The following is a 22,829-nucleotide window of genomic DNA, read 5'->3' as shown; positions in this document are numbered from 1 at the left end:
CTCCTACGCCACGGGCCGGCGCTACCGTCGTCGCCGTGCCCCCGTCCCCGGCGTCCCCGGCGTCCCCGGCGTCCCCGGCGTCCGTCGACGTCGTGGCGCTGGCGGGGGTCCTGGGAGCCGCACCGGAGGTCGCGGTCGCGTACCTCTTCGGCTCCCGCGCGAGCGGGAGCGCGCGACCCGACTCCGACGTCGACGTCGCCGTGCTCCCCCGGGCGCCGTTGGCCCCGGCGCGCCGGCTCGAGCTCCTCGCGGACCTCGAGAGCGCGGCGGGCGGCCGGCGCGTGGACCTCGTCCTCCTCGACGACGTCCCCCCGGCTCTCGGCGTCCGCGTCGTCCAGGAGGGGGTCGTGCTCGTCCGGGCCGACGAGGAGGCACGGGTGCGGCACCACGCCGAGGTCCTGGACCGCTACTTCGACACCGAGCCGCTGCGTCGTGAGCTGGCCGACGCCCTGGGTCGCCGCCTCGCGGAGGGCACCTTTGGTCGACGCTGAGCGCGTCCGCCGCCGCCTGGGCGAGCTCGACCGCCGCCTGCTCCTGCTGGACGACCTGCGCGGGACGTCCCTGCCCGACTACCGGCGGGACGTAGCCCTGCAGGCCCAGGTCGAGCGGCACCTCCAGCTCGCCCTCCAGGCGGCGATCGACGTGGCCCTCCACCTCGTGGCCGAGGAGCCCGGACGCCGCGTCGAGGGCTACGGCGACGCGTTCGTCGCCCTCGCGGAGCGCGGCGTCCTCCCGGGCCCCCTGGCCGCGAGGCTACGGACCGCCGCGGGGATGAGGAACGTGCTCGTGCACGGGTACGTCGACGTCGACCCGGACCTCGTCCTGGCCTCGCTCGACCACCTCGGCGACCTCCGGGACCTCGCCGCCGCGGTCGACCGCGCCCTCGACGCCTGACCCCGCCCGCCGGACGGGTCCGCTCACCCCAGGGCAGGGAGCCGCCCGCGGAGGTCCTCGCCCCAGCCCACGGGGGCGCCCAGCCGTCCGGTCCCGACGAGCACGGCCTCGACGTGGTCGTCGGTCGGCAGGGCCCGACCCGCCAGCGCCTCGACCGTCTCCCGTGCGAGCGCGAGCGCGTCCGGCGGCACCGGGCCGGCGCACCGGAGGTCGAGCTGGTGGACCGCGTCCTCGACCGCCCAGGTGGCGAGGAAGTCGCCGACGTCGAAGACCTCGCCGAGCCACCGCCGGTCTCCCGACGCGGCCGCCGCGGTCCCGCGGCGCACGGACCCGGCGACGTCGCGCAGGTGCTCGACCGCCGCGGAGGGCCGGGCGTAGGCGGCGCTGCGGCGCCGCTGGGCCATGAGGACCGCGACCTCGTCCGCGTCCGCCGCGTCCGCGAAGGCGGTCCAGAAGCTCGCGGCGTCCACCGTCGGCGGGTCGTCGACGGGGGAGACGAGCCCGGCGAGGACCTCCTGCCACCCCGTCAGGACGTGCACCACGACGTCGAGGCGCGTCCAGCCGCGGCAGCGGGACGCCTCCAGCAGCGCGAGCTCGTCCAGCGCGCCGACGGCGTCGACGAAGGAGGTGACGGAGTCGAGGAAGGCGGGACGCGCGCGGTCGACGGGCACGGTGAGGGCCACGCCGGGACGGTAGCGCCGTCGCCGCGGCCGTCCCACCGGCTCGCGCAGGAGATCTCGAGGTGACCACCATGGCCGCCGTCCGCACCCGCACCCGAGAGGTCCCTCCCGTGAGCAGCAGCACCCACCCGCAGGACCTGCAGGTCCGTCTCGGCCACGACGAGCTCGTGCTGCGGCAGCGCTACGAGGTGCTGAGCATCGTCAACGACGTCCTCGTCGCGGCCTGGTTCATCGCCGGGAGCGTCCTGTTCTTCTGGGAGTCGACGAGCACGGTCGGCACCTGGTTCTTCCTCGTCGGCAGCGTCGAGCTGATGATCCGTCCCGTCATCCGGCTGACGCGCAAGGTGCACCTGCGCCGTCGCCACGGCTCGCCGCTCGACAGCGGCGCCGAGTACTGACGCGACCTGGCGGCCCTCCGGGCGCCGCCGGCACGGGCCCGGGCGTCAGCCGTCCTGCCACCCGAACAGCAGCCGCTCGACGACGGCGCGGGCGCGGCGCGTGCGGCGGCGGTGCTCGTCCTCCAGCGCGCCGGCGGAGCCGGCGGGCATCCCCAGCAGCCGCGCGACGCCCTCCAGGTCGTCGAGGTCGGTGGGGACGACGTCGCCGGGCCGGCCCGTCCAGAGCGCCAGGGCGGCCCGCACGCGCGAGCCCCACCGCCAGGCGTCCTCGAGCACGGAGGCGTCCTCCGGGTCCACGAGCCCGGCCGCAGCCGCCGCGGCCAGCGCCCCCAGCGTGGACGTCGTGCGCAGGCCGCGCTCGACGTGGGCGTGCTGCAGCTGCAGCAGCTGGACCGTCCACTCGACGTCGGAGATCCCGCCGGGGCCGAGCTTGACGTGCCGTCGCGCGTCGACGCCGCGGGGCAGCCGCTCGGACTCCACGCGCGCCTTGATCCGGCGCACCTCGCGCACCTGCGCCCCGTCCAGGCCCGCCGAGGGGTAGCGCACGCCCTCGACGAGCGCGCAGAAGGCGGCGCCGAGCTCGACGTCCCCGGCGACCGGCTCGGCGCGCAGCAGGGCCTGCGCCTCCCACACGTCCGACCACCGCGCGTAGTAGGAGGCGAAGGAGGACAGCGAGCGCGACAGCGGCCCGCTGCGCCCCTCCGGCCGCAGCGCGGCGTCCACCGCCAGCGGCGGCTCGGGGCCCAGGGAGGTCAGCAGCCGCTGCGTCTCCCCCGCCACGGCGACGGCGACCTCCTGCGCCAGCGCCTCGGGCGCGCCGCCCACCGGCTCGTGAACGAACAACACGTCGGCGTCGCTGGCGTAGGTGAGCTCGCGCCCCCCGAGGCGGCCCATCCCGACGACCGCCATCCGGACCGGGAGCGGCTCGCCCCGACGGCCCGCCACCGAGCGCAGCGCCGCGGCGAGACCGCCGGCGAGCACGGCCTCGGTCGCCGCGGTGAGCGCCTCGCCCACCTCCTCCAGGCCGAGGACCCCGGAGAGGTCTCCGACGGCCGTGCGCGTCATCTCCCGCCGGCGGACGGCGCGGGCGGCGTTCACCGCGTCGACGGGGTCGCGGTGGCGGGCGACGACCGACCCGACCTCGGCGCGCAGCTGCGCGGCGGGCCGCGGGCGCAGCTCGACCTCGCCCTCCAGCCACCGGGCCGCCTCGGGCGCCTGCAGGAGCAGGTCGGCGGCCATCCGGCTGCCCGCGAGCAGGTTCGCGAGGCGCTCCGCGGCCACGCCGTCGTCCCGCAGCATCTGCAGGTACCAGTGCGTGCCCCCGAGCGACTCCGACAGCCGCCGGAAGGACAGCAGCCCGGCGTCGGGGTCGGCGCCGTCGGCGAACCAGCCCAGGAGCACCGGCAGCAGCTGGCGCTGGATGGCCGCGCGCCGGCTCACCCCGCCGGAGAGGGCCTGCAGGTGGCGCAGCGCGCCGGCCGGGTCCCGGTAGCCCAGGGCCGACAGGCGCGCCCGGGCGGCGTCGGGCCCGAGGCGGACGTCCTCGGTGGACAGCCGGGCGGCGGCCCCCAGCAGCGGCCGGTAGAACAACCGCTCGTGCAGGCGCCGGACGGTCCGCCGGGTCTCGGCCCACCGCGCGTCGAGCCCGGCCACGTCCCCGGCCCCGGCGGCGCGCGCGAGCCGGCGCCGGTCGTCCTCGTCCACCGGCATGAGGTGCGTCCGCGTGAGCCGCGCCAGCTGGACGCGGTGCTCGAGCACCCGCAGCCAGCGGTACGCCCGGTCGAGCCGCCCGGCGTCGGCCCGCCCGACGTACCCGTAGGCGGCCAGCGCCTCGAGCGCGTCGAGGGTCGTGCCGCTGCGCAGGTGCGCGTCGGCACGGCCGTGCACGAGCTGCAGCAGCTGGACGCTGAACTCGACGTCCCGCAGCCCGCCGGGGCCGAGCTTGAGCTGGCGCGGCCGCTCCTTCGCCGGGACGTGCTCCTCGACGCGGCGCCGCATCGCCTGGACGTCGGGGACGAAGCCCGCGCGCTCGGCCGCCGTCCACACCCCGGGGCGCACCGCCTCGAGGTAGGCCTCGGCGACGACGGGGTCCCCGGCCACGTGGCGGGCCTTGAGCAGCGCCTGGAACTCCCACGTGCTCGCCCAGCGCTCGTAGTACGCCCGGTGGCTGTCCACCGTCCGGACGAGCGGTCCCGCGCCGCCCTCGGGTCGCAGGTTGGCGTCCACCGGCCACAGCGCGCCCTCCGCGGTGTAGGCGGAGCAGTGCTGGGCCAGCAGCCGCGCCAGCCGGGTGCCGACGGCCAGGGCCTGCTGCTCCGCGACCCCGTCGGCGGGCTCGACCGCGTAGACGACGTCGACGTCGCTGACGTAGTTGAGCTCGCGCCCGCCGCACTTGCCCATCCCGATCACGGCGAGCCGGGCGCCGGCGTGCTCCGGGCCGACGTCCCGTCGCGCCAGCGCCAGCGCCGTCTCCAGGGCGGCGGCGGCGAGGTCGGCGAGCTCGCGGGCGACGTCGCCCAGGCGGCGCTCGGGCGCGGGCGCGGCGAGGTCGCGCCCGGCCAGGCTCAGCAGGCGCCGGCGGTACGCGCGGCGCAGGTCATCACGGCTCGCCCCGTCCGCCGCGACCGGCCCGTCGTCGTCGGGGTCGGCGCCGACGCCGCGCAGCAGCTCGGCGCGCAGCGCGGCCGCGGGCACGGGGACGTCGTCGTCCTCGAGCACGTCCGCGTCCCCGGGGTGGCGCACGAGCCCGTCGGCGAGGGCGGACGAGGCACCGAGCACCGCGACGAGGCGCGCCCGCGCCGGTCCGGGGCGGGCGAGCAGCCGCAGGGCCGGGGACCCGGGGTGCTCGGCGAGGCGGGCGACGGCGCGCAGCGCGGCGTCCGGGTCCGCCGCCCCGGCGAGCAGGTCGACGAGCTCGTCGGCCGCCTCCTGCGGCGAGCGCGGGGCCGGCCGCTGCGCCGGGCCGCGCCGTCCGTCCGCGGCGGACCGGCGCGGGGTCGACGCCTCGCCCGCCCCCCACCGGCGCAGGGCGCCGGCGAGCGCCGGGTCGGCCAGGACGCGCTGCGCCGCCTCCGGGTCGGTGTACCCGCGCCGGGCCAGCAGCCCCACGGAGACGACCGGGGCGCTCACGCGGGCTCCTCCGCGCGGGCCCGCCGCGCCGCGGCGGCCTCGAGCAGCACCCGGGCGTGGCGCCGGGCGGAGACGACGAGCGCCGGCTGCTCCCCCACGACGGCGGCGACGACGTCCTCGGCGGTCAGCCCGAGCGCGGACAGCTGCGAGCGGGTGCCCTCCGAGGCGCACCAGCCCGCGACGAGCTCGGACGTCGCCTCCGGGTGGTACTGCACGCCCCAGGCGGTGCCGTCGCGACCGGCGGCGAAGGCCTGGACCCGGCAGGCCGTCGACGAGGCGAGCAGGCGGGCCCCGGGCGGGAGCTCCAGCACGGCGTCGCCGTGCGACTGCACGGCCCGCCAGCGCAGGACGGGCTGCTCCGCGTCGTCCGCGCCGGTGCGGTCGTCGGGGGCGCCGGTCGGCTCGTGCCCCGGCCCGCCGCCGACGGTCGCCCCGGGCGGCGGCGGGCTCCCCACGGCGGCCACGAGGGGGTCCTGCCCGGCGCCGGGCACGGCCTCGACGTCGCCCGGGCCGTGCTCGGGCCCCGACGGCGCTGGGCCGGTGCGACCGCCCGTGGCGGCGGCGAGCAGCTGGGCCCCCAGGCACACCCCGAGCACGGGCGTGCCGTCGGCGGCGCAGGCCGCCAGCAGCCCCCGCACGGCGGGCAGCCACGGCCAGGCCGCGTCGTCGTCCGCGGCCGCGCTGCCGCCGAGGACCACGAGGGCGTCGTGCCCCCCGGCCGGCCGGCCGGGCCCCCGGCGACCGAGCGAGGTGGGCAGGGGCAGGCCCAGGTCGGGGCGGACGACGTCGACGACGGCGCCGAGCGCGACCAGGGCGTCGGCCAGCAGGGCCGGCGGGCAGCCGTCCTCGTGCTGGACGACGAGCACGCGCAGCGCGCCGGGGCCGTCGCCGGCGGCGGGGCTGCCCGGAGCGGTCCGGAGGTCGGCGTCCACGGGGCGGCGCCTCAGAGCCAGGGCAGGAAGCGCCGCAGCTCGAAGGGCGTCACCTGGGCCCGGTAGTCCACCCACTCGGCCCGCTTGTTGCGCAGGACGTGCTCGAACATGCTCTCGCCCAGCGTCTCCGCGACGAGCTCGCTGCCCTCGGTGAGGTGGATGGCGTGGTCGAGGCTGGCGGGCAGCTGGCCGATGCCCATGGCGCGGCGCTCGGCGTCCGTGAGGAGCGCCACGTCCTCCTCCGCGCCCTCCGCGAGGGGGTACTCCTCCGCCACCCCCTTGAGGCCGGCCGCCAGGAGGACCGCGAAGGCGAGGTAGGGGTTGGCCGCCGTGTCGATGCCGCGGTGCTCGACCCGCGAGGACTGCGCCTTGCCGGGCTTGTAGCGGGGCACGCGCACGAGGCCGGACCGGTTGTTGTGCCCCCACGCGATGTCCGAGGGGGCCTCCGACCCGCCCCACAGCCGCTTGTAGCTGTTGACGAACTGGCTCGTGATGAGACAGGTCTCGGGCGCGTGCCGCAGCAGCCCGGCGATGAAGTGCCGCGCGGTGGCGCTGAGCTCGTACTGGGCGCCCGGCTCGTGGAAGGCGTTGCGGTCGCCCTCGAACAGCGACAGGTGGGTGTGCATCCCGCTGCCCGGGTGGTCGGCCAGCGGCTTCGGCATGAAGGAGGCGTAGACGCCCTCGGAGAGGGCGACCTCCTTGACCACCGTGCGGAAGGTCATGACGTTGTCGGCCGTCGTGAGCGCGTCGGCGTAGCGCAGGTCGATCTCGTTCTGGCCCGGACCGCCCTCGTGGTGGCTGAACTCGACCGAGATGCCCATCGCCTCGAGCATGGCGATGGCGGCGCGGCGGAAGTCCTGCCCGGTGCCGCCGGGGACGTGGTCGAAGTAGCCCATCGTGTCCACCGGCACGGGTGCGTGCACGGCGCCGCCCTCGGCGCCGACGCTGTCCGCCGGGGTCCCCCGGAACAGGTAGAACTCGATCTCGGGGTGCGTGTAGAAGGTGAAGCCCGACTCGGCGGCCCGGGAGAGGGTGCGCTTGAGCACGTTGCGGGAGTCGGCGAGGGCGGGCTCGCCGTCCGGGGTGAGGATGTCGCAGAACATGCGGGCGACGCCGGCCTGGCCGTCCTCGCCGCGCCACGGCAGCACCTGGAACGTCGACGGGTCGGGGCGGGCGAGCATGTCGGACTCGGAGCGCCGGGCGAGCCCCTCGATGGCGCTCCCGTCGAAGCCGATGCCCTCCGCGAAGGCGCTCTCGAGCTCCGCCGGGGCGACGGCCACCGACTTCAGGCTCCCGAGGACGTCGGCGAACCAGAGCCGCACGTAGCGGATGTCGCGCTCCTCGATGGTGCGGAGCACGAACTCCTGCTGACGGTCCATCCGTCCCCCTGCCTCGGTGCTCGGTGCGGTGTGCCTGACCTGACGCCGACCTGGTGCGGCCGGCCTGGTGCCCCTGCTGCCGCGTCATCCTGCCAGCGCCGCGGGGCCGGCCGACGCCCGAGGACGCGCGCTCGCCGCCGACCCCGCCTCCCGCCCCGGCGGCGTGCCGGCCGGTGCCCCGGCATACCGTTCCGCGGTGACGACGGACCGCCGCGAGCAGCCCGCCTCCTCCTCCAGCGGTCCCGACGAGGGCAGGCCCGCGTCCGGGCGCCCCGACGGCTCCCCGTCGGAGCCGGACCCACGGCGTTGGAAGGCGCTGGCGGTGTGCCTCGTCTCAGGCTTCATGACGCTGCTCGACGTCTCGATCATCAACGTCGCCCTGCCCTCGATCAGCGCGGACCTGGGGGCGAGCGGCGGTGACCTGCAGTGGGTCCTGTCGGGCTACGCGCTCGCCTTCGGCCTCGTGCTCGTGCCCGCCGGGCGGCTGGGCGACGCCCGCGGCCGCCGGCGCGTGTTCGTCGCCGGGCTCGCGACGTTCACCACGGCGAGCCTGCTGTGCGGCCTCGCGCCCACGCCGGGGCTCCTGCTGGCCGCACGGCTGCTCCAGGGCGTCGGCGGTGGCCTGCTGCAGCCGCAGGTCGCCGCCTTCATCCAGACGCTCTTCTCGGGCCGCGAGCGCGGGCGCGCCTTCGGCCTGCTGGGCACCTCGATCGGGCTGTCCACGGCCGTCGGTCCGCTGCTCGGCGGGACCATCCTGAGCCTGGACCCCGACCCCTCGGCGTGGCGTCTCGTCTTCTTCGTCAACATCCCGATCGGCGTGGCCGGTGCCGTGCTCGCGATGCGCTGGCTCCCGGTGTCGCGCCCGGAGGGCGGGCGCCGGGCCGACGTGGACGTCGTCGGCGTCGCCCTCCTCGCGGGCGCCCTCACCGCGCTGCTCCTGCCGCTGCTGGAGCAGCCGCCCGCACTCGTCTGGGCGCTGCTCTGGCTCGCCTCCGCCGGGCTCGGCGTCGCCTTCGTCCGCTGGGAGCGCCGCCGCACCGACGGCGGGCGGGACGCCGTCGTCGACCTGTCCCTGTTCCGCACGAGCCGGTACCGCAACGGCGTCCTCGTCGGGCTCGTGTACTTCACCGGCTTCACGACGATCTTCTTCGTGCTGTCCCTGTACCTGCAGGACGGGCTCGGGATGACCCCGCTGCAGGCCGGGCTCACGCAGACGCCGTTCGCCGTCGGCGGTGCGCTCACGCCGGTCGTCGCCGGGAGCGCGGTGAGCCGGCTCGGGCGCCGGCTCGTCGTGGGCGGCCTCTCGACCGTCGCCGTCGGGCTGCTGGGCACCCTCGCGGTGGTGGCGACGCTGGCCGACGTCCTGCCGCCGTGGCAGCTGGGCCTCGCCCTGGTCGTCCCGCTGCTCGTCGCCGGCGCGGGCAGCGGCGTCGTCATCTCGCCCAACACGACGCTGACGTTGTCGGTCGTCACCGGCCCGCGGTCGGGCTCGGCCAGCGGCGTCCTGCAGACCAGCCAGCGCATCGGCTCCTCGGTGGGCATCGCCGTCGTGGGGGCCGTGTTCTTCGGCGTCGCCGGGGTGGCCGGCGGGGGCGCGGCCTCGGGCGCCGGGGGCGGGCTGCAGGGGGCCGACCTCACGGCCGGCCTGGTCGCGAGCCTGCTCGTCGCGGTCGCGCTCGTGCTGCTCAGCCTCGTGCCCGCCGTCGCCGACCTGCGCGACGAGCGGCGGCAGCAGCGGCAGGACGCCTGACGGCGCGCGCCACCGGCCGGGAGCACGCCGGGGCGCCCGGCCTGCGTGGCTACGCTCGCGCCATGCCGTCCCTGCGCCTCGCCCTGGCCCAGGTGGGCACGACGGTCGGCGACCTCGCGGCCAACGCCGCCCGCGTCCGCCGCGCCGCGGCGGAGGCCGCCGCGGCCGGGGCCGACCTGCTCGTGCTCCCCGAGCTCGCCCTCACCGGCTACCCCGTCGAGGACCTCGCGCTGCGCCGCTCGTTCGTCGACGCCTCGCGCGCCGCGCTGGACCAGCTCGCGGCCGACCTCGCCGCCGACGGGCTCGGCGAGCTGCCCGTCCTCGTCGGCTACGTCGACCGGGTCGAGGGCCCCCTCGCCGAGGGCGTCGGCGCCGCCGGCCGCGGCCAGCGCGAGGGCGGGGACGCGTCGGCGCCGCCGCACGGCCTGCAGCGCGAGGGCGGCCGACGGGACGGCGGCGGCACCGGGGTCCCGAAGGGGCTGCCCCAGAACTGCGCCGGGCTGCTGCACCGCGGGGCGCGCGTCGGTCGCTACGCCAAGCACCACCTGCCCAACTACGGCGTCTTCGACGAGTTCCGCATCTTCGTCCCCGGCCGCGACCTCCTGGTGGCCCGCGTGCGCGGGGTCGACGTCGCCGTCGCCATCTGCGAGGACCTCTGGCAGGAGGGCGGCCCGGTCGCCGCGGCGCACGACGCCGACGCGGAGCTGCTCGTCGTCCTCAACGCCTCGCCGTACGAGCGGTCGAAGGACGACACGCGGCTCGAGCTGTGCCGCCGGCGGGCGGGCGAAGCCCGCGCGGTCCTGGCCTACGTCAACACGGTCGGCGGCCAGGACGACCTGGTCTTCGACGGCGGGTCGCTCGTCGTGGCCGCCGACGGGCAGGTGCTCGCCCGCGGGGAGGCCTTCGTCGAGCAGCTCGTCGTCGTCGACCTGGACCTGCCCGAGGGCTCGGCGTCCCCGGCGGACGTCCCCGGCGTCGACCGCGTCGTGGTGGGCGAGGAGCCGGCGCCCCACCGCGAGCCCGTCCCCGCCCCGGTGGCGGAGCCGCTGGGGGAGATGGCCGAGCTCTGGGCGGCGCTCGTCCTGGGCCTGCGGGACTACGTGCGCAAGAACGGCTTCACGCAGGTGCTGTTCGGCCTGTCCGGGGGCGTCGACTCCGCCGTCTGCGCGGCCCTGGCCGTCGACGCCCTCGGCCCCGGGGGGCTCGTCGGCGTCTCCATGCCGAGCGGGTACTCGACCGCCCACTCCCGCAGCGACGCCGACGACCTCGCCGGGCGCCTGGGCATCGACTACCGCACCCACCCGATCGCCCCGATGGTCGACGCCTTCCTGGAGAACGTGCCGATGAGCGGGGTCGCGGAGGAGAACCTGCAGGCGCGCGTCCGCGGGACGCTGCTCATGGGCATCTCGAACTCCGAGGGCCAGCTCGTGCTCACGACGTCGAACAAGAGCGAGCTCTCGGTGGGCTACTCGACGATCTACGGCGACTCGGTCGGTGGCTTCGCCCCGCTCAAGGACGTCGCCAAGACCGACGTCTGGCGGCTGGCCCGCTGGCGGAACGAGGACGCCCGGGCCCGCGGCGAGCGGGAGCCGATCCCGGAGGCCTCGATCACGAAGGCGCCGTCCGCGGAGCTGCGCCCGGACCAGACCGACCAGGACTCCCTGCCCGAGTACGACGTCCTCGACGCGCTGCTCGAGGACTACGTCGTGCGGGCCATGGGCCGCTCGGAGCTGCTCGAGGCGGGCCACGACCCCGAGGACGTCCGGCGCGTCGTCGGCCTCGTCGACCGCGCCGAGTGGAAGCGCCGCCAGGGCGCCCCCGGTCCCAAGACGACACCCGTCTCCTTCGGCCGCGACCGCCGGCTCCCCGTGACGACGCACTGGCGCGAGGAGGACGAGTGAGCGACGAGGTGCCCGCCCCCTACGGCGGCGATCCGGCGACCGGCAGCGACGAGGGGGCACCGGCCCCCGGGCCGACCCGCCGGCCCCGGGTCGTCCGCACGAGGACCCTGCAGGGCTGGAAGGACGAGGGCCGGCGGTGGGCGATGCTCACCGCCTACGACGCGCTCACCGCCGCCGTCCTCGACGACGCCGGCGTCCCGGTCCTGCTGGTCGGGGACTCCGCCGGGACGACGGTCCTCGGCCAGACCTCGACGCTGGCGGTGACCGTCGAGGAGATGCTCGTCCTCACCCGGGCGGTCGTGCGCGGCACCTCGCGCGCGCTCGTCGTCGCCGACCTGCCCTTCGGGAGCTACCAGGAGGGACCGGCGCAGGCGTTGGGCACCGGGGTGCGGATGCTCAAGGAGGGCGGCGCCGCCGCGGTGAAGCTCGAGGGCGGGGCGGCCGTGGCGCCGTCGGTGCGCGCCCTCGTCGACGCCGGCGTCCCCGTCATGGGGCACGTCGGCTTCACGCCCCAGTCCGAGCACGCGCTGGGCGGCTACCGGGTCCAGGGCCGGGGGGAGGACGTCGAGCGGCTCGTCCGCGACGCGCGGGCGCTGCAGGACGCCGGCGCCTTCGCCGTCGTCGTCGAGATGGTGCCGGCGGACGTGGGCGCGAGGCTCGCCCACGAGCTGGTCGTGCCCGTGGTCGGCATCGGGGCGGGCCCTGGCACCGACGCGCAGGTCCTCGTCTGGACGGACATGGCCGGCCTCGGCGGCGGGCGCACCCCCCGGTTCGTCAAGCAGTACGCCGACCTGCGCGGTGCGCTCTCCGCCGCGGCGCAGGCGTACGTGCACGACGTCGAGAGCGGGGCCTTCCCGGCGGCAGAGCACTCCTTCGAGGGGTGAGCCCCGCCGCTGCGGGGCTCACCGCGCGGGGACAGGGGACCGGGCTCAGCCCGCCGCGGGGCCGGTCTGCTCGGCGGTGACGACGAGGTTCTCGGTCGAGCGGCGGCCGTCCTCGCGCTGGAAGCACGTGATGAGGACGAGGCGCCCGGGGTGCACCTGCCAGACCGCGTCGGCGTCGGGGAGCGCGTCCTTGCCGTAGCGGCGGACGTCCGTGACGGCGTAGTCGACCTCCCCGGACGGCGTGTCCAGGACGACCTCGTCCCCCGGCTCGACGGCACCGCCCTCGAAGTCGGCGTCCAGCAGCGGGTCGAAGGCGGCGTCGCCGCGGCTCCACGAGTGCGCCGCGACGTAGACGGTGTTGTCCGGCGCGTCGTCACCGGCGCCCGGCTCGCCGTAGGGCGCGATCCAGTAGGCGTCCGTCATGGTCGGCGGGTTGATGGCCCCGTCGTCCGGGCGCAGCTCGTGCACGGGCAGGTCCAGCCCGACCGACGGCACTCGCAGGCGGGTGTCGGCGTCGGCCTCCAGGGAGGGCACGGCGGTCGGCTGGGCCTCCGGCTCGGGCTGCGGCGTGACGACGGCGGGGGACGTCGTCGGTGACGGTGACGGTGACGGGCTGGGCGCGAGGGTCGGCCGAGGGCTCGGTGGCGGCGCGGTGGGGGCCGGCACGGGCGCGGACGCGACGACGGGCTCGGCGTCGCCCAGGCCTGCGGCCACGAGCACCGCTCCGCCGACCGCCAGGACCGCGGCGGTGGCGAGCGCCGCAGCGCGCCGCGACGGGCGACGCCGCCCCCGCGAGGGGGAGGCGCCGCCCGTCGGCGGGGTGCTGTCCGTGCTCACGCTCAGCGGCGGGCGCGCCGGGAGGAGCGGGCCGCCGCCGCACCGGTCGCCCCGGCGACGGCGAGCATCCCGGAGCCGAGCAGGACGAGGCCGCCGTCGGGCAGGCCGGGAGCGGCGTCCTCGACACCGGTGTTCGAGCGCAGGCCCGGGTTCTGCCGCGGCGGCGCCGCGGTCACCGTCGTCGTGGGCGCCGGCTGCGTCACCGTGACCGTGGGCGTCGGCTCCGGCGCGGCGGCGGCGAGCTCCACGTCGCCGAAGACGACGGTGAGCACGGCGTCGTCCGTCGTCGAGGGGAGCAGGAGCTCGAGCAGGTAGTCACCCTCCGGCAGGTCCGCCGACGGGGTGACCTGGGCCGTGCGCCCGTCGTCGGAGACCTCGACGTCGGGCTCGAGGTCCTCGTAGTCGATGTCGTCCGCGTCCGTCGCCGCCACCGGCGCCGCGGCAGCCGCCTCGACCGCGGTGACGGCGTCGGCGCCCTCGGCGAGCGCGGCGGCGGCCGCGGCACCCGACGGGCTCGCGGCGACGGCCGCGCCGGCGTCGGTCCCCACCTCGGAGACCCAGGCGAAGTCGTCCCCGTCGCCCAACGGGTAGAGCGAGAGGGCCGCGTCCTCCAGCGACGTCACGCCGAGCGCCGTGAACGACGACTCCTCGGGCAGCGCCAGGTCGAAGGGGGCGCCGGCCGTCGCCTCGAGGGTGTCCTCGAGCGCGGCGACGGCGAACAGGTCGGCGGCGAGCTCGAGCGGGACGACGTCGTCGCGCCCGGAGGAGGCCGACGGGGTGGCCTCCACGGCGAAGTCGAGCACCGGGCCCTCGGTGAAGCCGTCGACCTGGACGCCGTCCACGAGGACGACCACCTCGTCGACCTGGAGGTCGTCGAAGAGCTCGACCGGGAGCACCACGTCCACCGAGGAGGCACCGTCCTCGCCCGGGGCGACGGTGAAGTCGTCCGGGGCCGTCTCCGTCGTCGCGATCGGCTCGAGGTCGTCGTCCCCGGCGGCCTGCTCGTAGGCGTCGAGCTCGTAGACCCCGGCGGACAGGTCGCCGGAGGCACGCGCCAGGGAGGGCAGGGCGATGGTGACCTCGCCGGAGGTGGGGACCGGCGCGTAGTCCGCCGACTCCTGCAGGTCCGAGGAGGTGGGGTAGGCCGACAGGCTGAGGAAGACCTCCTCGGCGGCCGGGTCGAGCACGATCTCGCTCGTCGCCGCGCTCGCGCTGGGCGCGGCGAGCGCGAGGGCGGTGGTCGCGGCCAGGGCGCCGAGCCCGGTGGAGGCGGCTCGGCGGGTGGTCGTGCGGCGCATGGAGGCCCCTTCGGGGTGGGAGCGGGCTCCGTGCCCGCGGTGCCCGGACCCTATCGGCAGCGGGTGCCCGGTCTGAGAGGTTTCGGTCTGAGAGGTTTCGGAGAAGACCCGCGGGCCGCGGGCGCCCCGGCCGCCGTGAGGGGGTCGGGGCGCCGTGTACGACCGCGCGGGCGGAGGTCACCAGCCGCGCGTGGCCAGCCGGTGCGGCTCGGGGATGGCGTCGACGTTCAGGCCGACCATCGCGTCGCCCAGGCCGCGGGAGACCTTGGCGATGGTGTCGGGGTCGTCGAAGAAGGTCGTGGCCCGGACGATCGCGGCGGCGCGCTCGGCGGGGTTGCCCGACTTGAAGATGCCCGAGCCGACGAAGACGCCCTCGGCCCCGAGCTGCATCATCATCGCGGCGTCGGCGGGCGTCGCGATGCCGCCGGCGGTGAAGAGGACGACGGGCAGCTTCCCGGCCGCGGCGACCTCGGCGACGAGCTCGTACGGCGCCTGCAGCTCCTTCGCGGCGACGTACAGCTCGTCGCTGCTCATGGACGTCAGCCGGGCGATCTCCGCGCGGATCGTCCGGATGTGCCCGGTGGCGTTGGAGACGTCGCCCGTCCCGGCCTCCCCCTTGGAGCGGATCATCGCCGCGCCCTCGGTGATGCGGCGCAGCGCCTCCCCGAGGTTCGTGGCGCCGCAGACGAAGGGCACGGTGAAGCGCCACTTGTCGATGTGGTGGGCGTAGTCGGCGGGCGTGAGCACCTCGGACTCGTCGACGTAGTCGACGCCGAGGCTCTGCAGGACCTGGGCCTCGACGAAGTGCCCGATGCGGGCCTTGGCCATGACCGGCACGGAGACGGCGTCGACGATGCCCTGCACGAGGTCGGGGTCGCTCATCCGCGCGACACCGCCCTGGGCACGGATGTCGGCGGGGACCCGCTCGAGGGCCATCACCGCGACGGCGCCGGCGTCCTCGGCGATCTTCGCCTGCTCCGCCGTGACGACGTCCATGATGACGCCGCCCTTGAGCATCTCGGCCATGCCGCGCTTGACCCGGGCGGTGCCGCGCGCCGCGCTGTCGCGGGCCGCCTCGCCGGGACCCGTGGGCGGCTGCGCCCCGGGGGCCTGGTCGGCGGAGGGCTGGGTCGTCTCGGGCGTGGGCACCGGTACCTCGCAGTGGTCGTGGCGGGAGTCGTCCGGCGGGTCTCGCACCGCTCCCCCGGGCCGCGCGCGGCGGGGGCGCCGGACAGGGCCATGGTAGGCCTCCGACGCGGAGGCCCCCGGGGCCCCCGGGCCCGCTCGGGCCCCGCTCGGCGGCCCCGGCTCAGGGCAGCAGGCCCGGGGGCGGCTCGTCGTCGACCTCGAAGGTGCGGGGCGCCGGGGCGCGGCCGGCCAGGTGCGCCCAGCGCACGAGGCGGGAGCGCCGGCGGCGGGCCACCTGCACCTGCGCGTCGTTGGCCAGGCGCCGGGCCAGGGCGAGACGGTGGCACGACGTCGCGAGGTCGCCCAGCAGCCCCTCCGCCTCCGGCCGCGAGGTCAGGTCGGCGAGGACCTCGGGCGGCAGCGCCGCCCGCAGCGCCGCGGACAGGTCGCTCTCCGCCCTCTCGCGCCCCTGCGCCAGGCGCACCGCACCGGCCGGCTCGGCGGTTCCGTCGGGCGGGGGCACGACCGGGGCCGTCCGGGCGGGCTCGCCGACGCCGAGGGCCTCGGCGGCGGCCCCGGCGAGGAGCACCGACGCCGCCGGGTCGAGCAGGCCGCTGCGCGCGAGGCGGTCGGTCGCCGCGGCCCGTCGCACCAGCTGCTCGACGAGGGCGGCGCGCGCCCCGTCGGCGCGCCGGTGCAGGCGGTCCAGGCGCCGCGCCGCGGTGCTCAGCACGAGCGTGGCGAGCGCGAGGACGACGAGGAGCAGGCCCACGAGCAGCAGCACCCGCACGTCGACGAGCACCGCCCACCCCCCGCTCACCGCGAGCCCCCTGCGCCCCCGGACCTCCGGCGTCCCGACGCGCCCGGTCCCCGACGGGCGGAGGTCGGACGGGTACCCCGGACGAGCCGGGCGCGCCACCGCGACGACGGCGGCGGGTCGTCCGGGGCCGGTGCGACGAGCGCGACGGCCCCGACGCCCTGCAGCACGGTCTCGTAGACGGCGACGAGCTCGCGCCCGACGACCGACCAGTCGTAGCGCCGCACCGCGGTCGTCGCGGCGCGACGGCGTCGCTCCGTCCCCGGGGTGTCGGCGAGGACGGCCTGCACGGCGTCGGCGAGCCCCGCGGCGTCGCCCACGGGGAAGAGCGCGCCCAGACGGCCGTCGTCCAGCACCCGCCGGAAGGCCGGGAGCGCGCTGGCGACGACGGGCGCGCCCGCCGCCATGGCCTCGACGAGCACGACCCCGAAGCTCTCCCCGCCGGTCTGCGGGGCGACGTAGACGTCGACGGAGGCCAGCAGCGCGCGCTTGTCCTGCTCGCTGACCGCGCCCAGCACCTCCACGGCCGCCGCGTCCCGGCGCGGCAGGTCGCGCAGCCCCGCGCCGTCGCCCGTGCCGGCGACGAGCACCCGCAGGCCGGGGTGCTGCGCGCGCAGCCGGGGTAGCGCGCCGGCGAGCACGGCCAGGCCCTTGCGCGGCTCGTCGACGCGGCCGAGGAAGCAGAGGACGGGCGGACGCCCGGCCCGCAGGCCCTGCCACCGCGGGCGCGGGGCCGCGCCCGCGTAGTCGGCCACCCGGACGCCGTTGGGCACGACGACGGCGTCGCCGCCCAGGTGCTCGACCACCGTGCGACGCGCGTCCTCGCTGACGGCGATGCGCGCCGAGAGCCGCTCGAGCCCGGGCCGCAGCAGGGGCTGCGCCGCGAGCATCGCCCGGGACCGGTCCAGGGCGCTGTGGAAGGTGGCGACGACGGGCGCGTCGGCCGCCAGCAGCGCCAGGAGACCCAGGCTCGGCGAGGCGGGCTCGTGCACGTGGACGACGTCGAAGCGGCCGGCCCCCAGCCACCGGCGGGTCCGGGCGTTCGCCACCGGCCCGAAGGACAGCCGGGCGACGGAGCCGTTGAAGGGCACCGCGACGGCTCGGCCGACCAGCTCCGGCGCCGGCCCGTCCCACCCGGCGGGGCGCTCCTCCCCCGGCGCGAGCACCGCGACGTCGTGCCCCAGGGCCCGCAGCTCGCGCGCCTGGTCGCGGACGTGCAGCTGGACGCCGCCCGGGACGTCGACGGAGTAGGGGCAGACGACCCCGATCCTCACGACCGGCCCCGCGGGGCCCCGTCGCTCACGCCGCGCCCCCCTGCGGCGTCAGGAGCACGGGCTGGAGCACGTGCCAGTCCTGCGGGTGCCGGGCGAGCGCGGCGCCGAGCACGTCGGCGACGCGCTGGGTCGTCACCGCGACGCGCTCCGCGCGGGTCCCCTCGGTCGCGCGCTCGACGAGGTGCGCGCGCCCGGCCACGACCCAGCCGCCGGGGGCGGCGGGGTCGCGCTCGTCCCAGGACTCCAGGGCGAACAGCGCGCAGCCGGCGACGTCCGCGAGCGCCGCCGCGCCGGACGCGACGCGCGCGCGCCCGCCGAGGAGGTCGACCTCCACCGCGGCGCCGCCGAGGTCCCGGTCGACCAGCAGCGGGACCATGCCGCCGGCCCGGAGCCGCCGCACGAGCCGGGGCAGCGGTGGGCTCCCGCCGGTCAGCGGCAGGGCCTCCACGCCGACGGCGGCGCGGGCCGCCACGAAGGCGTCGTAGACGACCGCCGGCTCGACGCGCTCCGCGACGGTCGTCACGGGCGCCAGCTCGAGCGCCGCGTACGCGCCCGCGACGTCCCAGCTGGCCGAGTGCGACAGGGCGACGACGACGCCCCGGCCGGCCGCCAGCTCGGCGCGCAGCCCCTCGAAGCCGTGCGGGCGGTAGGCCGTGCGGCGGCGCTGCTCGTCCCAGCCGTCCAGGCGGAAGAAGCCCACCCAGTACCGGGCGTAGGAGCGCAGCGCGGCGCGCAGCAGGAGGCGGGACGTGCGCCGGTCCGCCCCCGGCCGCGCCGCCGCCAGGTTCTCGGCGAGCACGCGGAGCCCCGACAGCGCCGCCGCCCCGCGCAGCCCCGGGACCGCCGAGGCCGCCCAGAGCCCGTCGGCCACCGCCGCGGCGACGCCCCGCACGACGGGCTCGGGCAGCGCCCGTGCCGCCCGCCAGGCCAGGAGCAGCGGGTGCCGGCCCGGCCGGCCGCGCCCCCGCCCGGCACCGCGACCTCGAGCGCCCGCCGGACGACCCGTCCGACGGCTCGTCCGACGGCTCGTCCGACGGCTCATGCGACGGGGCGCCGCGGCAGCGCCTGGCGGCGGACCGTCGCGACCCGCTGGCCGACCGTCACGGCGCTGAGGACGGCCAGGGCCGCCAGGACGACGACGAGCAGGACGGACGGCACACCGAGGCCGACGAGGAAGGTGGCGACGAGGACGGCGACGAGCCGGTCCGCCCGGGCCGCGACGCCGACGTCGGCCGTCATGCCGAGGCCCTCGGCGCGTGCCTTCGCGTAGGACACGACCGACCCGAGGGCGAGGCAGGCGAGGGCGAGGACGCCGGCCAGGGCGTCGTCGCCGCGACCGAGGAACCACAGCGCGACGCCGAGGAAGATGGCCGCGTCGCCGAAGCGGTCGAGCGTGGAGTCGAGGAAGGCGCCCCAGGGGCCCGACCGGCCGGTCTCGCGGGCCATGGCGCCGTCGAGGGTGTCGGAGAGCACGAAGACGGTGATGACGAGGGGCCCGACGACGAGGTGGCCGGTCGGCAGCAGCAGCAGCGCCGACAGCACGACGCCGAGCGTCCCGACGACCGTGACGACGTCGGGGCTGACCCCACGGCGCACGAGCGCCCGGGCCAGCGGTGCGAAGACGGCGGACATCACGGCGCGTGCGTAGCGGCTCAGCATCGTGGGCAGACCCTAGCCAGCGGGGCGGGCCCGACCTGCCCGCCGCGCCCGGCCGACGCCGGCCCTGCCGGCGCTCGGGCCGGCGCTCGGGCCCTCCCTCAGGGCTGCGTGCGGTCCGGCCCCGGCCAGGCCGCGGCGAGCCTGCTGCGGGTGTCGGCGAGCAGCTCCGGCACGGCCTTGGTGCGGCCGACGATGGGCAGGAAGTTCGCGTCCCCGCCCCACCGGGGCACGACGTGCTGGTGCAGGTGGGCGGCGATGCCGGCCCCGGCGACCTCGCCCTGGTTCATCCCGAGGTTGAAGCCGTGGGGGGCGCTGACGTCCGCCAGCACCCGCAGCGCGGTCCGTGTCATCCGGGCCACCTCGACCGTCTCGGCCTCGGTGAGGTCCACGTAGGAGGCCACGTGCCGGTAGGGGCAGACCATGAGGTGGCCGGGGTTGTACGGGTACAGGTTGAGCACGGCGAAGCACTCCTCGCCGCGCGCGACGACGAGGCCGTCCTCGTCGTCGGCGTGCTGGGCGCGGCAGAAGGGGCACTGCGGCCCCTCGCCGGCGTCGGCCGGCTTGTCCTGGCCGCCGATGTAGGCCATGCGGTGCGGCGTCCACAGCCGCTCGAAGCCGTCCGGGTCGCCGGGCAGGCCCGCGGCCGGCTCGACGCTCACACCTGCGCCCTCGTCGTGATCGCGGTGAGCACCCGCTCGACGGCCTCGTCGACGGGCACCCCGTTGTCCTGACGCCCGTCGCGGAAGCGGAAGCTCACGGCGCCCTTCTCGACGTCCTCGCCACCGGCGATGAGCAGGAAGGGCACCTTCTGCTTGGTGTGGGTGCGGATCTTCTTCTGCATCCGGTCGTCGGAGTCGTCCACCTCGACCCGGACGCCGCGGCGGCGCAGGAGGGCGGCGACGTCGTGGAGGTACGGGGCGAAGTCGCCGGCCACGGGGATCCCGACCACCTGGACGGGCGCGAGCCACGGCGGGAAGGCGCCGGCGTAGTGCTCGACGAGCACGCCGAGGAAGCGCTCGATCGAGCCGAACTTCGCCGAGTGGATCATCACCGGCTGCTGCCGGGAGCCGTCGGCGGCCTGGTACTCCAGGCCGAACCGCTCCGGCTGGTTGAAGTCGTACTGGACGGTCGACATCTGCCAGGTCCGCCCGATGGCGTCGCGCGCCTGGACCGAGATCTTCGGGCCGTAGAACGCGGCGCCCCCCGGGTCCGGGACGAGCTCCAGCCCGGTCTCGACCGCCGCCTGCCGCAGGACCTCCGTCGCCTGCTCCCACTGCTCGTCGGAGCCGATGAACTTGGCTGAGTCGCCGCGGGTGGACAGCTCGAGGTAGTAGTCGTCGATCCCGAAGTCGCGCAGCAGCCCGAGGACGAACCCGAGCAGCTTCGAGATCTCCCCGGGCGCCTGCTCGGCGGTGCAGTAGCTGTGCGAGTCGTCCTGCGTCATCCCGCGGACACGGGTGAGCCCGTGGACGACGCCGGACTTCTCGTACCGGTAGACCGACCCGAACTCGAAGAACCGCAGCGGGAGCTCGCGGTAGGAGCGCCCGCGAGACCGGTAGACGAGGTTGTGCATCGGGCAGTTCATGGCCTTGAGGTAGTACTCGGCGTTCTCGAGCTCCATCGGCGGGAACATCGTGTCCGCGTAGTACGGCAGGTGCCCGGACGTCTCGAAGAGCTGCTGCTTGGAGATGTGCGGGGTGCCGACGTAGTCGAAGCCCTCCTCGACGTGCCGGCGACGGACGTAGTCCTCCATCTCCCGCTTGACGACGCCGCCGCGCGGGTGGAACACGGGCAGGCCGGAGCCGATCTCGTCGGGGAAGGAGAAGAGGTCCAGCTCGGTGCCGAGACGCCGGTGGTCGCGCCGCTCGGCCTCGGCGAGGCGCTCGACGTACGCGGTCAGCGCCTCCTTCGTCGGCCACGCGGTGCCGTACACGCGCTGCAGCTGCGCGTTCTCCTGGTCCCCCCGCCAGTAGGCCGCGGCGGACCGGGTCACGGCGAACGCGTTGCCGAGCGCCCTCGTGCTCGGCACGTGCGGGCCGCGGCACAGGTCGCGCCACGCCACCGAGCCGTCGCGCCGCAGGTTCTCGTAGATCGTCAGCTCGCCGCCCCCGACCTCGACGGCGGCGCCCTCGGCGACCTCGCCCCCGCCGGCCGGCCCCTTGAGGCCGATGAGCTCGAGCTTGTACGGCTCGTCCGCCAGCTCGGCGCGCGCCTGCTCCTCGGTGACGACGCGGCGGGAGAACCGCTGCCCCTCCTTGACGATGCGTCCCATCGCCTTGTGCAGCGCCTGCAGGTCCTCCGGCGTGAAAGGCACGTCGACGTCGAAGTCGTAGTAGAAGCCGTCGACGACGGGCGGGCCGATGCCGAGCCGGGCGTCCGGTCGCGCGGCCTGCACGGCCTGCGCCAGCACGTGCGCCGCCGAGTGCCGCAGCACCTGCAGGCCGTCCGCCGAGCCCGCCGTCACGGGCTCGACGACGTCGCCGTCCGCGAGCACGGTGTCGAGGTCGACCAGCTCGCCCCCGACGCGGGCGACGACCAGCGCGTCCTCCCCGCGGTCGCCGCGGCGCTCGGCGAGCGCGTCCCCCGCGGTCGAGCCCGCGGGCAGCGTCCGCCCCGCCCTGCCGTCCGGCCCCACCACGACCACCTGCACCGGCGGCCCCGCGGGCCCCTCGGACCCCGCGCCCGGCGGCGTCGCGCGCCCGGACTCGTCACTCCTGGGCTCGTCGCTCCTGGGCTCGTCGGGACCGTCGGCGGCTGGGGAGCTGGGGATCTCGGGCACGGCGGCGATGCTAGCCACGGGCGCCGGCGCGCCCGGTCTCCCCGCGGAGCCGAACGGTCAGCGCCCTGGGGGCCTCTCGACCAGCCGCACCTCGTCGCCCACCGCGACCTCCCCCGGCTCGAGGACGTCGGCGTAGACGCCGAGGCAGCGGCGAGGGGTCCGCGCCACGCGCAGACGCACCGTCCCGACCGCGAGCTCGGCGCCGACCCAGCCCCGCTCGGCACCGGGAGCCCGGTCCGGCGCGAGGGCCAGCACGACGTTCGCGCGGGGGTGCGGGTCGCACTCGTCCCCGCCCGGCCCCTGCTCGGCCCCCTCGCTCACCACGTGCAGCGGCGCCACGGCGTCCCCGCCGGGGGCGGCCCCGTGCTCCGCGGCGGCGGCCGCGCGCGCGCCCGGGACGCCGGTCGCGTCCGCCAGGGCCGCGTCGTCGAGCGCCCGCCCGGTGGCGTCCCGGACCTCCAGCCGGCCGTCGACGAGCGCGGCGGCGAGCCCGGCGAGGGCGGGGACGTCCTTGCCCCGCAGCGCCGTGCCGCGGCCGTCGACGAGGACGTGGGCGCGGTCGCCCTCGAGGCCGTCCGCCGTGCAGGCGACCGCCCGCAGGTCCTCGCCGCCGGCCGAGCGCAGCGGGTACCGGGCGAGGCGGGCGACGCGGCCGACGACCTCACCGGCGTCCGGGGGGAGCGTCGGGCTGGCGTGCACGGGGCCTCCTGCGGGTACTGGTGGGCCAGGGACGACGAGGACCGGGGACGACGAGGACCGGGGACGACGAGGACCGGGGACGACGAGGACCGGGGACGACGAGGACCGGGGACGACGAGGACCGGGGACGACGAGGACCGGGGACGACGAGGACCGGGGACGACGAGGACCGGGGACGACGAGGACCGGGGACGACGAGGACCGGGGACGACGAGGACCGGGGACGACGAAGGCCGGCCCCGTCGGGGACCGGCCGTCGTCGTGTGCGGTGGGCGATACTGGGATCGAACCAGTGACCTCCTCGGTGTGAACGAGGCGCTCTACCGCTGAGCCAATCGCCCTCTCGGCGCCACCGCTGCGCCGGATGCGGAGGTTACCGCATCCGGCGCGG

20 protein-coding genes and 1 tRNA gene are annotated in these 22,829 nt (G+C 77.3%); 6 read left to right on the top strand and 15 right to left on the bottom strand.

Going from position 1 to position 22,829, the window contains the following annotated elements; translation table 11 throughout:
- Positions 1 to 35 precede the first annotated feature (35 nt).
- Together mntA and hepT are read left to right on the top strand one after the other, a co-directional pair.
- Positions 36 to 491 (top strand): type VII toxin-antitoxin system MntA family adenylyltransferase antitoxin, encoded by a 456-nt coding sequence (gene mntA / locus WDZ17_RS04710; protein ID WP_339573977.1) that lies wholly within the window; start codon positions 36 to 38, stop codon positions 489 to 491.
- Positions 478 to 894: a type VII toxin-antitoxin system HepT family RNase toxin gene (hepT, locus tag WDZ17_RS04705; protein WP_339573976.1), complete on the top strand. Its 417-nt coding sequence runs from the start codon at positions 478 to 480 to the stop codon at positions 892 to 894. Before mntA ends, hepT begins: the two co-directional genes overlap by 14 nt.
- Before the next feature lie 23 nt (positions 895 to 917).
- Here hepT and WDZ17_RS04700 read toward each other — a convergent pair whose 3' ends face one another.
- Positions 918 to 1,577, bottom strand: a complete 660-nt coding sequence (locus WDZ17_RS04700; RefSeq protein ID WP_339573975.1) for a maleylpyruvate isomerase N-terminal domain-containing protein — start codon at positions 1,575 to 1,577, stop codon at positions 918 to 920.
- 107 nt (positions 1,578 to 1,684) lie between these two features.
- Between WDZ17_RS04700 and WDZ17_RS04695 the strand changes: the two genes are divergently transcribed.
- A complete protein-coding gene (locus WDZ17_RS04695; RefSeq protein WP_339573974.1) occupies positions 1,685 to 1,972 on the top strand; it encodes a YrhK family protein in 288 nt (95 codons plus the stop codon).
- Positions 1,973 to 2,017: 45 nt separating this feature from the next.
- Here WDZ17_RS04695 and WDZ17_RS04690 read toward each other — a convergent pair whose 3' ends face one another.
- From WDZ17_RS04690 to WDZ17_RS04680, 3 genes are read right to left on the bottom strand one after another with little or no spacing between them, the layout of a single operon-like run.
- Positions 2,018 to 5,101: a bifunctional [glutamine synthetase] adenylyltransferase/[glutamine synthetase]-adenylyl-L-tyrosine phosphorylase gene (locus WDZ17_RS04690; RefSeq protein WP_339573973.1), complete on the bottom strand. Its 3,084-nt coding sequence runs from the start codon at positions 5,099 to 5,101 to the stop codon at positions 2,018 to 2,020.
- Positions 5,098 to 6,033 carry a type 1 glutamine amidotransferase gene (locus tag WDZ17_RS04685; RefSeq protein WP_339573972.1) on the bottom strand — a complete coding sequence of 312 codons (936 nt, stop codon included), beginning with the start codon at positions 6,031 to 6,033 and terminating at the stop codon, positions 5,098 to 5,100. The genes WDZ17_RS04690 and WDZ17_RS04685 overlap by 4 nt, the downstream gene beginning before the upstream one ends.
- 11 nt (positions 6,034 to 6,044) lie before the next feature.
- Positions 6,045 to 7,412, bottom strand: a complete 1,368-nt coding sequence (locus WDZ17_RS04680) for a glutamine synthetase family protein (protein WP_339573971.1) — start codon at positions 7,410 to 7,412, stop codon at positions 6,045 to 6,047.
- Between the two features lie 196 nt (positions 7,413 to 7,608).
- Between WDZ17_RS04680 and WDZ17_RS04675 the strand changes: the two genes are divergently transcribed.
- From WDZ17_RS04675 to panB, 3 genes are all read left to right on the top strand, one after another.
- Positions 7,609 to 9,162, top strand: coding sequence for an MFS transporter (locus tag WDZ17_RS04675; RefSeq protein WP_339573970.1), 1,554 nt, complete (start codon positions 7,609 to 7,611; stop codon positions 9,160 to 9,162).
- Between the two features lie 62 nt (positions 9,163 to 9,224).
- Positions 9,225 to 11,063: an NAD+ synthase gene (locus tag WDZ17_RS04670; RefSeq protein WP_339573969.1), complete on the top strand. Its 1,839-nt coding sequence runs from the start codon at positions 9,225 to 9,227 to the stop codon at positions 11,061 to 11,063.
- Positions 11,060 to 11,947 (top strand): 3-methyl-2-oxobutanoate hydroxymethyltransferase, encoded by an 888-nt coding sequence (panB, locus tag WDZ17_RS04665; RefSeq protein WP_339573968.1) that lies wholly within the window; start codon positions 11,060 to 11,062, stop codon positions 11,945 to 11,947. The genes WDZ17_RS04670 and panB overlap by 4 nt, the downstream gene beginning before the upstream one ends.
- 45 nt (positions 11,948 to 11,992) lie before the next feature.
- On the opposite strand, the gene WDZ17_RS04660 is transcribed toward panB, so the two are convergent.
- The 11 genes from WDZ17_RS04660 to WDZ17_RS04610 form a co-directional block, all read right to left on the bottom strand.
- On the bottom strand, positions 11,993 to 12,784 hold the full coding sequence (locus tag WDZ17_RS04660; protein ID WP_339573967.1) for a class F sortase: 792 nt from the start codon (positions 12,782 to 12,784) through the stop codon (positions 11,993 to 11,995).
- A gap of 2 nt (positions 12,785 to 12,786) precedes the next feature.
- On the bottom strand, positions 12,787 to 14,082 hold the full coding sequence (locus WDZ17_RS04655; protein ID WP_339573966.1) for a hypothetical protein: 1,296 nt from the start codon (positions 14,080 to 14,082) through the stop codon (positions 12,787 to 12,789).
- Positions 14,083 to 14,259: 177 nt separating this feature from the next.
- Positions 14,260 to 15,231, bottom strand: coding sequence for a pyridoxal 5'-phosphate synthase lyase subunit PdxS (gene pdxS, locus WDZ17_RS04650; RefSeq protein ID WP_339573965.1), 972 nt, complete (start codon positions 15,229 to 15,231; stop codon positions 14,260 to 14,262).
- A 160-nt stretch (positions 15,232 to 15,391) separates the two neighbouring features.
- Entirely contained in the window at positions 15,392 to 16,030 is a 639-nt protein-coding gene (locus WDZ17_RS04645) for a hypothetical protein (protein ID WP_339573964.1), read from the bottom strand.
- Positions 16,027 to 17,301 carry a glycosyltransferase family 4 protein gene (locus tag WDZ17_RS04640; protein ID WP_339573963.1) on the bottom strand — a complete coding sequence of 425 codons (1,275 nt, stop codon included), beginning with the start codon at positions 17,299 to 17,301 and terminating at the stop codon, positions 16,027 to 16,029. Before WDZ17_RS04640 ends, WDZ17_RS04645 begins: the two co-directional genes overlap by 4 nt.
- Before the next feature lie 25 nt (positions 17,302 to 17,326).
- Positions 17,327 to 18,343 carry a phosphatidylinositol mannoside acyltransferase gene (locus WDZ17_RS04635; RefSeq protein ID WP_339573962.1) on the bottom strand — a complete coding sequence of 339 codons (1,017 nt, stop codon included), beginning with the start codon at positions 18,341 to 18,343 and terminating at the stop codon, positions 17,327 to 17,329.
- Complete coding sequence (gene pgsA, locus WDZ17_RS04630) at positions 18,340 to 18,960, bottom strand: phosphatidylinositol phosphate synthase (protein ID WP_339573961.1); 621 nt, start codon at positions 18,958 to 18,960, stop codon at positions 18,340 to 18,342. The genes WDZ17_RS04635 and pgsA overlap by 4 nt, the downstream gene beginning before the upstream one ends.
- Positions 18,961 to 19,058: 98 nt before the next feature.
- On the bottom strand, positions 19,059 to 19,619 hold the full coding sequence (locus WDZ17_RS04625) for an HIT family protein (RefSeq protein ID WP_339573960.1): 561 nt from the start codon (positions 19,617 to 19,619) through the stop codon (positions 19,059 to 19,061).
- Positions 19,616 to 21,604, bottom strand: a complete 1,989-nt coding sequence (gene thrS, locus WDZ17_RS04620; RefSeq protein ID WP_422631831.1) for a threonine--tRNA ligase — start codon at positions 21,602 to 21,604, stop codon at positions 19,616 to 19,618. The genes WDZ17_RS04625 and thrS overlap by 4 nt, the downstream gene beginning before the upstream one ends.
- A gap of 192 nt (positions 21,605 to 21,796) precedes the next feature.
- Positions 21,797 to 22,438, bottom strand: coding sequence for an MOSC N-terminal beta barrel domain-containing protein (locus WDZ17_RS04615; RefSeq protein WP_339573958.1), 642 nt, complete (start codon positions 22,436 to 22,438; stop codon positions 21,797 to 21,799).
- Positions 22,439 to 22,707: 269 nt separating this feature from the next.
- A tRNA-Val gene (locus WDZ17_RS04610) sits at positions 22,708 to 22,779 on the bottom strand.
- Positions 22,780 to 22,829: the final 50 nt, after the last annotated feature.

The organism is Pseudokineococcus basanitobsidens (assembly GCF_037482545.1).
GTDB lineage: Bacteria > Actinomycetota > Actinomycetes > Actinomycetales > Quadrisphaeraceae > Pseudokineococcus > Pseudokineococcus basanitobsidens.
Note: the sequence above shows the minus strand (reverse complement) of the source record. Positions and strands in the feature narration are given on the sequence as shown.

What these genes read in the sequence shown, in the direction of transcription:
- WDZ17_RS04680 (WP_339573971.1), bottom strand. Translation starts at nt 7,412, where the DNA reads ATGGACCGTCAGCAGGAGTTCGTGCTCCGCACCATCGAGGAGCGCGAC.
- WDZ17_RS04670 (WP_339573969.1), top strand. Translation starts at nt 9,225, where the DNA reads ATGCCGTCCCTGCGCCTCGCCCTGGCCCAGGTGGGCACGACGGTCGGC.
- WDZ17_RS04655 (WP_339573966.1), bottom strand. Translation starts at nt 14,082, where the DNA reads ATGCGCCGCACGACCACCCGCCGAGCCGCCTCCACCGGGCTCGGCGCC.
- WDZ17_RS04635 (WP_339573962.1), bottom strand. Translation starts at nt 18,343, where the DNA reads ATGAGCCGTCGGACGAGCCGTCGGACGAGCCGTCGGACGGGTCGTCCG.
- pgsA (WP_339573961.1), bottom strand. Translation starts at nt 18,960, where the DNA reads ATGCTGAGCCGCTACGCACGCGCCGTGATGTCCGCCGTCTTCGCACCG.